The organism is Streptomyces camponoticapitis (assembly GCF_014646115.1).
GTDB classification, from domain to species: domain Bacteria; phylum Actinomycetota; class Actinomycetes; order Streptomycetales; family Streptomycetaceae; genus Streptomyces; species Streptomyces camponoticapitis.
In genome coordinates, this window is record NZ_BMMV01000051.1 from 1 (window position 1) to 10543 (window position 10543).

Genomic DNA, 10543 nt, shown 5'->3' on the forward strand with positions numbered 1-10543 from the left:
CCGCGTACTGGTTCCGCAACCTGCGCAACCCGGTGCAGTTCGAAGCGGCCGTACGGACCCTGCTGGACGCCGGCAAGCGGGTGTTCATCGAGGCGAGTCCGCACCCGGTGCTCACCGTCGGCGTACAGGAGACCATCGACACCACCGGTCTGCCCGCCTCGACGCTCGGGTCGCTACAGCGCGACGAGGGCGGACTCGACCGCTTCACCGCTGCCCTCGCCGAAGCCTTCGCGCACGGCGTGGACCTCGACTGGCGCGCCGTGTTCGCAGGATCCGCCGTCCAGGCCGTCGAGCTGTCCTTCGACCGGGCCGCCGCCGAGGCCGCGCCCCCCGCGAACGCGGCCGAGACGCGCTTCTGGCAGGCCGTCGAAGACGGTGACATCGTGGCACTCGGCGACACCCTCGGCCTCACCGACGAGGACACCGCCTCCTCCTTCGACTCCGTCCTGCCGGCCCTCACCTCGTGGCGCCGCCGCCAGCAGGCACGCTCCACCGCGGACGCGTGGCGCTACCGCGTCACGTGGAAACCGATCCCCACCACCCAGGACCCCGCACCCCCGACGGGGGCCTGGGTGGTGGCCCACTCCACCGGAGCCGACGGGCGGGACCGGGCCGACGCCGTCATCGGCGCGCTCATCGCCCGCGGCGCCGACGTCAGGCCCGTCGCGTTCGACCCCGCCGCGACCGACCGCGCGGAGCTGCACCGCCGCCTCGGCGAACTCGGCGGGAACGGCGCACAGATGGGCGGCGTCCTCTCGCTGCTTGCCCTGGACGAGGAGCCGCACCCGGCGCACCCGGGCGTCAGCCGCGGGCTCGTCGGCAACGTCACGCTGCTGCAAGCCCTCGGGGACGCGCACATCGGCGCCCCGCTGTGGATGGCCACGCGCGGCGCCGTCACCACCGGCCCCGCCGATCGCACCGACCGGCCCGGGCAGTCCCAGACCTGGGGCGTCGGCCGCGTCGCCGGCCTGGAGCACCCCGACCGCTGGGGCGGGCTCGTGGACCTCCCCGAGCACGTCGACGAGGCCGCCGCGCAGGCGCTCTGCGCCGTACTCGGCGGAGACGGCAGGGAGGACCAGCTCGCCGTCCGCTCCACGGGCCTGTTCGCCCCGCGGCTGACGCACGCGCCGCTCACCGACGAGACGCCCGCGAGAAACTGGGCGCCGCGCGACACCGTGCTGATCACCGGTGGCACCAGCGGCGTCGGCGCCCACCTCGCCCGGTGGCTGGCCGCCAACGGCGCCGCGCACCTGGTGCTCGCCAGCCGGCGCGGCCCCGACGCCCCCGAGGCCCCCGAGTTGCGGCGGGACCTGGAAGAGCTGGGCGTCCGCGTCACGATCGCCGCCTGCGACGTGGCCGACCGCGACGCGCTCGAAGGGCTCATCCGCGGCGCCGAGGCCGACGGGCCGCCCATCCGCGGTGTCGTGCACGCCGCCGGTGCCGCCCACTTCCGTACGCTGGACGAGAGCACCGTCGCCGATCTGGAGCACGTGCTGCTGGCCAAGGCGACCGGCGCCGCCCACCTCGACGAGCTGCTCGGCGAATCGGTGGACGCCTTCGTGCTCATCTCCTCCATCGCCGGCATCTGGGGCGGCGCGGACCACGGCGGCTACGCCGCGGCTAACGCCTATCTGAACGCGCTGGCCGAGCACCGGCGCGCCCGCGGCCTGGCGGCCACCTCCGTCGCCTGGGGCGTCTGGGCCGACGGCGGGATGAACCAGGCTGAAGGCATCGAGCAACTGCGCAGGCGCGGCCTGCTGGAGATGCCGACCGAGCACGCCATCGCGGCCCTGACCCGGGCGCTGGACCACGACGAGACCACCGTCACCGTCGCCGACGTCGACTGGGAGCGCTTCGCGCCCTCCTTCATCATGGCCAGGCCGCAGCCGCTGCTGGAAGACCTCCCCGAGGTCCGCCAGGCACTCGGACTCGACGGCGCGGCACGCGACGAGACCGCGGCCGACTCCGCACTGGCACGGCGCCTGACCGGCCTGCCCGTCGCGGAACAGCTCAGGTCGCTCTCCGACCTCATCCGCTCCCAGGCGGCCGACGTGCTCGGGCACGAGAACCCGGCCACGGTCCAGGCCGACCGGGCCTTCCGCGACCTCGGCTGCGACTCCGTCACGGCCGTCCAACTGCGCAACCAGTTGACGGCGGCGACCGGGCTGCGGCTGCCCGCCACGCTCGTCTTCGACTACCCCACCCCCGACGTCCTCGCTCGGCACCTCCGCGAGGAACTGCTCGGCACGGACCGCGCTCCGGCGACCCCCGCCCCCGCGCCCTCGGGCGCCTCCGACGACCTCGTCGCGATCATCGGGGTGGCCTGCCGCTACCCGGGCGGGGTGTCGTCGCCGGAGGACCTGTGGCGGCTGATCGCCGAGGGCCGGGACGTCGTCTCCGGGTTCCCCACGGACCGCGGCTGGGACGTCGAAGGCCTCTACGACCCGGACCCGGACAGCCTGGGCAAGACGTACGTACGCCACGGCGGGTTCCTCGACGTCGGCGCGTTCGACGCGGAGCTGTTCGGCATCTCGCCGCGCGAGGCGCTGGCGATGGACCCGCAGCAGCGGCTGCTGCTGGAGACCGCGTGGGAGGTGTTCGAGCGGGCGGGTATCGACCCGATGTCGCTGGGCGGCACCGAGACCGGCACCTACGTCGGCGCGGTCGCCTCCGACTACGTCACCGGCATGCCGTCCGTGCCCGAGTCCGTCGAGGGCTACGCGGTCACCGGCAGCGCGAGCAGCGTGATCACCGGCCGGCTGGCGTACTCCTTCGGTCTCGAAGGGCCCGCGGTGACGGTGGACACGGCGTGTTCCTCGTCGCTCGTGGCCATGCACCTCGCGGCGCAGGCGCTGCGTGCGGGGGAGTGTTCCCTCGCCGTGACCGGCGGGGTGTCGGTGATGTCCAGCCCGAAGGCGTTCGTCGAGTTCAGCCGGCAGCGCGGCCTCTCCAAGGACGGGCGGTGCAAGGCGTTTGCCGCCGCCGCCGACGGCTACGGGCCCGGGGAAGGCGTGGGCCTGGTGCTGCTGGAGCGGCTGTCGGACGCCGAGCGCAACGGGCACCAGGTGCTCGCGGTGCTGCGCGGCAGCGCGATGAACCAGGACGGCGCGAGCAACGGCCTGACCGCGCCGAACGGACCCTCCCAGCAGCGCGTCATCCGGCAGGCGCTCGCGAACTCGCGGCTGACGTCCGCCGACGTCGATGCGGTGGAGGCGCACGGTACGGGGACGACGCTGGGTGACCCGATCGAGGCGCAGTCGCTGCTGGCGACGTACGGCCAGGAGAGGTCTGAGGGCCGGCCGTTGTGGCTGGGGTCGATCAAGTCGAACATCGCGCACACGCAGGCTGCCGCCGGTGTGGCCGGTGTGATCAAGATGGTGATGGCCATGCGGCACGGGGAGTTGCCCCGCACGCTGCACGTCGACGAGCCGTCGCCGCACGTCGACTGGTCCGCTGGTGCCGTGTCGCTGCTCACCGAGAACCGGCCGTGGCCGGAGACGGGCCGGCCGCGCCGGGCCGGGGTGTCGTCCTTCGGCGTCAGCGGCACCAACGCCCACGTCATACTGGAACAGGCGCCCGCACCCGCCGACGAAGCCGCAGCCGACGGGGACGAAGCCCCGCTCGACGCGGTGGTGCCGCTGGTGCTCTCCGCACGGACGGAAGCGGGGGTACGTGCCCAGGCCGAGCGGCTGCACGGGCACCTGTCGGCCGACCCGGGCCTGCGGCTGACGGACGTGGGCTACTCGCTGGCCACCACCCGCGCGCGTCTCGACCATCGCGCGGTCGTGGTCGGGGACGACCGCAAGGTGCTGCTCGCCGGCCTCGACGCGCTCTCCCGCGGTGACCTCGCCCCGCACGTGCGGAGCGGGCCGGCCCGCGGCAAGGCCTCCGCGGTGCTGATGTTCCCGGGCCAGGGCTCGCAGTGGGCCGGTATGGCGGTGGAGCTGTTCGAGCAGTCGCCGGTCTTCGCGGAGCAGTTGCGGGCGTGCGCGGACGCGCTGGCTCCGTACGTCGAGTGGGATCTGCTCGACGTGCTCCGCGGTGCGGAGGGTGCGCCCGCGCTGGAGCGGGTGGATGTCGTGCAGCCCGCCTTGTTCGCCATGCTGGTCTCGCTGGCGGAGCTGTGGCGGGCGCATGGGGTCGAACCGGCCGCGGTGTACGGGCACTCCCAGGGCGAGATTGCCGCCGTGTGCGTGGCCGGTGGTCTGTCCTTGCAGGACGCGGCGAAGGTAGTGGCGCTGCGCAGCCGGGCGTTGGTGGCCTTGTCCGGGAGCGGCGGGATGATGTCCGTCGCGCTGGGCCGCGAGGCGATCGAGGAGCGGCTGGGCCGATGGGACGGCGTCTTGTCGGTGGCCGCCGTCAACGGGCCGCGGTCGGTGGTCGTTTCCGGCGCGGACGCCGCGCTGGACGAGCTGGCCGCCGTGTGTGCGGAGGAGGGCGTGCGGGCGCGGCGCGTCCCGGTGGACTACGCCTCCCACTCGCCGCAGGTGGAAGAGGTCCGGGAGGAACTGCTTGCGGCGCTGGCGGACATCCGGCCGAAGTCCGCCGACATTCCCTTCTTGTCGACGGTGACGGGGGAGTGGGAGGACACGGCGGAGCTGGACGCCGGGTACTGGTTCTGGAATCTGCGGGAGCCGGTGGAGTTCGAGGCGGCGACCCGGACGCTGCTGGACGCGGGGCACCGGGTGTTCGTGGAGCCTAGTCCCCATCCGGTACTGGTCGTAGGCGCGCAGGAGACGATCGACGACGTCGGCGTCCCTGCCGCGGCCCTCGGCTCGCTGCGCCGCGACGAAGGCGGCCTGGACCGTTTCCTCATCTCGCTCGCGGAAGCCTTCACCCACGGTGTCGACCTCGACTGGCCGGCCGTCTTCGCGCGGTCCGCACCGCGCCGGGTGGAGCTGCCGACGTACGCCTTCCAGCACGAGCGGTTCTGGCTCTCCCCTTCGATCGCCACGGGCGATCCGGCCGAGTTGGGCCAGGGCTCCGTGGAGCATCCGCTGCTGGCAGCCGCTGTCGAGGTGGCTGACGGCGGTGTGGTGCTGACCGGGCGTGTGTCCCTCCAGTCGCACCCGTGGCTGGCCGACCACAGCGTGGGTGGCACGGTCCTGATGCCGGGCACCGCTTTCGTGGAGCTGGCGATACGCGCAGGGGACGAGGTCGCTTGCGACCACGTCGAGGAACTGACGCTGGAAGCGCCGCTGATCCTGCCCGAGCGCGGTGGCCTGGCGATGCAGGTCCGGGTGGCTCCGGAGGACGGCAGCGGGCGGCGTACGTTCAGCGTCCACTCCCGCGGTGACGACGGCCTGCGGGAGTGGACGCGGCACGCCAGCGGCAGCCTGACGGCCGGCGCACCGGAGACCCCGCCCGTGGCGGATCTGGCCGCTTGGCCGCCCGCGGGCGCCACCCCGGTCGACATCGAGGGCCATTACGAGCGGGCGGCCGAGGCGGGCTACGGCTTCGGTCCGGCGTTCCAGGGCCTGCGGGCCGCGTGGCGGCGCGGCGACGAGCTGTTCGCCGAGGCAGCTCTGCCGGAGGACGTACGGGGCCAGGCCGGCCGGTTCGGTGTGCATCCGGCGCTGCTCGATGCGGCCGTGCAGGCATGCGGGCTGGGGGACTTCTTCCAGACCGCGGACGAGGTCCGGTTGCCGTTCGCGTGGAGTTCGGTGCGGTTGTTCGCCTCCGGTGCGTCCGCGTTGCGGGTGCGTCTTACCCGGACCGGTGCCGACGGCATCCGCGTCGAGGTCGCCGATACGGCGGGCCGTCCCGTGGCGGTCGCCGGTTCGCTGGTCGTACGGCCCGTGGACGCGGAGCAGTTGGCCCGCATGGGCGGCGGCGACGGACTGCTGCGGCTGGACTGGACCACGCTGCCGGACGGTGCCGCGTCCGCCGGGGGTTCCTCCGGCAGGTGGGTGATCGTCGGCGCGGACGTGCACCGCGTGGGTGCCGGCCTGCACGCCGCCGGTGTCCCCGTGGAGACGTACGCCGACATGGCCGAACTCGCCGGCGCACTCGAAACGGACCTCGCCGAGGACGAGGACGACAGCGCCACGGATGACGCGGAACTCCTCGTCCCCGACGTCATCGTGCTGGTCTGCGCGGACGCGCGGGCCGGGGAGTCGGGCGACAATGTGGCGGCTGCCGCACGCGCGGAGGTGTCCCGGGTTCTGGGGCAGCTCCAGGAGTGGCTGGCCGACGAGCGGTGGGCGTCGACGCGGCTGGTGGTGCTGACGCGCTCCGCGGTCTCGGCTGGTGCCGGTGAGGACGTGCCGGATCTGGCGCAGTCGGGTGTGTGGGGCCTGGTGCGTTCCGCGCAGTCGGAGAACCGCGACCGGATCACCCTGGTCGACCTGGACGACGCGGCCGACGTCGCCCTGCTGCCCGCCCTGCTGGACAGCGACGAACCCCAGCTCGCCGTACGCGCGGGGGACGTGCTCGCGCCCCGTCTCGCGGGGGCGAACCCCGATCTCCTCTCGCCCCCGAGCGGCGTGCCGTGGCGCCTGGACGTACGGGCCGGCGCCACCGGCGCGGAGAGCCTGACGCCGCTGCCCTGCCCGGAAGTGGCCGAACCGCTCGGGCAGGGGCAGGTGCGCGTCGCCGTGCGTGCCGCCGGCCTGAACTTCCGCGACACCCTGATCACGCTGGGCCTGTACCCGGGCGAGCCCGTCCTCGGCACCGAGGCGGCAGGACTGGTCAGCGAGGTCGGCCCCGGCGCGGCCGGGTTCGCCGTCGGCGACCGGGTGTTCGGCCTGGTGCCGCACGCATTCGGGCCCGCCGCGGTGGCGGATCACCGGCTGCTGGTGAAGATGCCCGCGGGCTGGTCGTTCGAGGAAGCCGCCGCGGTTTCCGTGGCGTACATGACCGCCTGGTACGGGCTCGTGGATCTGGGCGGACTGCGCAAGGGCGAGGCCGTGCTCATCCACGCGGCGGCCGGCGGCGTCGGCATGGCCGCGGCCCACATCGCGCGCCACCTGGGCGCCGAGGTCTACGCGACCGCCAGCCCCGCCAAGCACCCGGTGCTGGAGGAGATGGGGATCGACGAAGCGCACCGCTCCTCGTCCCGCGACCTGGGCTTCGAGGAGAAGTTCCGCAAGGCCACCGGGGGCCGCGGTGTGGACGTCGTCCTCAACTCGCTCTCCGGCGAGTACATCGACGCCTCCGCGCGTCTCCTGCCGCGCGGCGGCCGGTTCCTGGAGCTGGGCAAGACCGACGTCCGCGACCCGGAACAGCTCGCCGAGACCTTCCCGGACGTGGCGTACCAGACGTTCGACCTGCTGCAACCGGCACCCGAGCGGCTTCAGCTCATGCTGACCGAGATCACGGAGCTGCTGGAGCGCGGATCCCTGAAGCCGCTGCCGGTGACCGCCTGGGACATGCGGCGGGCCCGGCAGGCGTTCCGTACCCTCAGCCAGGCCCGGCACGTCGGCAAGAACGTGCTGACGATCCCGGCACCGCTCGACGTCACGGGAACGGTCCTGGTGACGGGCGGTACCGGCGTGGTCGGTGCGGCCACCGCACGGCATCTGGTGGCGGCGCACGGCATGCGGCACCTGGTGCTGACGAGCCGGCGCGGCATGGAGGCGCCGGGCGCGGCGGAGCTGGTCGAGGAACTGGCGGGCCTGGGCGCGCAGGCGAGCGTCGTGGCGTGTGACGTCGCCGACCGCGACGAACTGGCCTCGCTGCTGGCGGAGATTCCCGCCGAGCATCCGCTGACCGCGGTGATGCACTCGGCCGGCGTCCTGGCCGACGGCGTCATCGGATCCCTCACGGAGGAGCACGTGCACCAGGTGCTGCGGCCGAAGGTGGACGCCGCGCTCAACCTGCACGAGCTGACCCGGGACATGGACCTGTCCGCGTTCGTGCTCTTCTCCTCGGCGGCCGGTGTGCTGGGCTCGCCCGGACAGAGCAACTACGCGGCGGGCAACGCCTTCCTGGACTCCCTCGCCGCCCACCGGCGGGCGCAGGGACTGGCCGGCACCTCGGTCGCCTGGGGCCTGTGGGCCGAGGCCAGCGAGATGACCGGGCACCTGGGCCGGAAGGACCTGGCCCGGCTGTCCCGGTCGGGACTCGCCGAGATGACCACCGAGCAGGGGCTCGAACTGCTGGACGCGGCGATGACCACCGCCGAGTCGGTGGTGGTGGCCGCCCGGGTGGACCTGTCCGCGCTGCGGCAACCCGGCGCGACCGTCCCGGCGATGTTCCGGAAGCTGGCACCCCCGCCGTCGCGGCCCGCGGCCGGCGCCCCCGCGGCCGACACGGACCCGCTGCAGCGCCTCGCCACCCTGTCCGAGCCGGAGCAGCAGCGCATCCTGGTCGATCTCGTACGCGGCCAAGCGGCCAACGTGCTCGGCTACGACACCCCGGAGCGCATCGACACCGGGCGCGGGTTCACCGACCTCGGCTTCGACTCGCTGGCGGCGGTGGAGCTGCGGAACCGGCTCAACAAGGCCACCGGACTGCAACTCCCGGCAACAGTGATCTTCGATCAGCCCACACCGGCCGTGCTGGCCGAGTACTTGCGGAGCGAACTCGCCCCCGCGGCGTCCGGCACCGATGCCGCCGGCTTGAACGGCGCCAGTGAGTCGGACATCCGGCAGGCGATCAACGCCATCCCGCTTTCCCGGCTGAACGAGGCCGGGGTACTCGATGTCCTCCTGCGGCTCTCCCAGGCCGACGACGCGACACCGGCGGCCCGGTACGAGAGCGATGCCATCGACGAGATGGACATCGACGATCTGGTCCGTGCGGCCCAGGGCGACGGCAACACCAGCGCGAACAATGGAGAGCGGCATGACGTCTGACAACGACCGGATCGTCGGCGCGCTGCGCACCTCGCTGAAGGAAACCGAGCGGCTGCGCAAGGAGAACGAGCAGCTTGCCGGCGCGCTGACGGAGCCGCTCGCGATCATCGGCATCGCCTGCCGGTTCCCCGGCGGCGTGTCCTCGCCGGAGGACCTGTGGACGCTGGTCGCCGAGGGCCGGGACGCCATGACGGAGTTCCCCGCCGACCGCGGCTGGGACGTCGAGGGGCTGTACGACCCGGACCCGGACACGCCGGGCAAGACGTACGGCCGGCACGGCGCGTTCCTCGACGACGCGGGCGCCTTCGACGCCGCTCTCTTCGGGATCTCGCCGCGCGAGGCGCTGGCCATGGACCCGGAGCAGCGGCTGCTGCTCCAGGCCACCTGGGAGGTCTTCGAGCGCGCGGGCATCGATCCGCTGTCGCTGCGCGGCAGCGCCACCGGCGCCTTCGTCGGCGCCGTGTCGAGCGACTACGGCCGCGCCCACGGCGTCTCGCAGATCGCCGAGGGCTACACGATGACCGGCGGCGCGACCAGCGTGATGTCCGGTCGGCTGGCGTACTCCTTCGGCCTTGAGGGCCCCGCGGTCACGGTGGACACGGCGTGTTCTTCGTCGCTGGTCACGATGCATCTGGCCGCGCAGGCGCTGCGCTCGGGCGAGTGCTCCCTCGCGCTCGCCGGCGGGGTGTCGGTGCTGTGCAGCCCGAAGGCGTTCGTGGAGTTCAGCCGGCAGCGCGGGCTCGCCGCTGACGGGCGGTGCAAGTCGTTCAGTTCCTCGGCCGACGGCACCGGCTGGGGCGAGGGCGTGGGCCTGCTGCTGCTGGAGCGGTTGTCGGACGCCGAGCGCAACGGGCATCCGGTGCTCGCGGTGCTGCGTGGCAGCGCGGTGAACCAGGACGGTGCCAGCAGCGGGCTGACGGTGCCGAACGGCCCGTCGCAGCAGCGGGTGATCCGGCAGGCGTTGGCGAGTTCGCGGCTGTCGGCGGGCGATGTCGATGTGGTGGAGGCGCACGGGACGGGGACGACGCTGGGTGACCCGATCGAGGCGCAGTCGCTGATGGCGACCTACGGTCAGGACCGCGCTGACGACCGGCCGTTGTGGCTGGGGTCGATCAAGTCGAACATCGGGCATACGCAGGCTGCGGCGGGTGTGGCCGGTGTGATCAAGATGGTGATGGCGATGCGGCACGGTGAGTTGCCCCGCACGCTGCACGTGGACGAGCCGTCGCCGCACGTCGACTGGTCGACGGGGTCGGTGTCGCTGCTGACGGAGAACCGGCCGTGGCCGGAGACGGGCCGGCCGCGCAGGTCCGCGGTGTCCTCCTTCGGGATCAGCGGCACCAACGCCCACGTCATCCTGGAGCAGGCACCCGCACCCGCACCCGCCGATCCCGAGGCAGGAGCAGAGACCGATGACGGCGACGGTAAAGCGGGCGGGATGCCCGTTGTGCCGTGGATCGTCTCGGGCGGCTCCCAGGCGGTGCTGAGCGGGCAGGCGGAGCGTCTGCACCGGCATGTGACCGACCACCCCGCGGTGGCCGTCACCGATGTCGGCTACTCGCTGGCGACGACCAGGGCCGCCCTCGATCACCGGGCGGTGGTCCTGGCCGGGGACCGCGAAGGCCTGCTGGCCGGAACAGCAGCGCTGGCGAACGGCGCTCAGGCCACCGGTGTGGTCTCGGGTGTGGTGCGTGGTGGTGGTCGGGTTGCGGTGATGTTCCCTGGTCAGGGTTCGCAGTGGGTGG

The 10543-nt window shown here is 73.4% G+C and carries 2 protein-coding genes; both read left to right on the top strand.

Translation table 11 applies throughout. The features are described from left to right. Positions 1-8798 (top strand): SDR family NAD(P)-dependent oxidoreductase (locus tag IEY79_RS37920; RefSeq protein ID WP_444544912.1); only part of this gene is annotated, 8798 nt, incomplete at its 5' end. After that, positions 8788-10543, top strand: a 1756-nt coding sequence (locus IEY79_RS36775) for a type I polyketide synthase (protein WP_229701448.1), incomplete at its 3' end; no start/stop codon positions are given. The genes IEY79_RS37920 and IEY79_RS36775, both read left to right, overlap by 11 nt.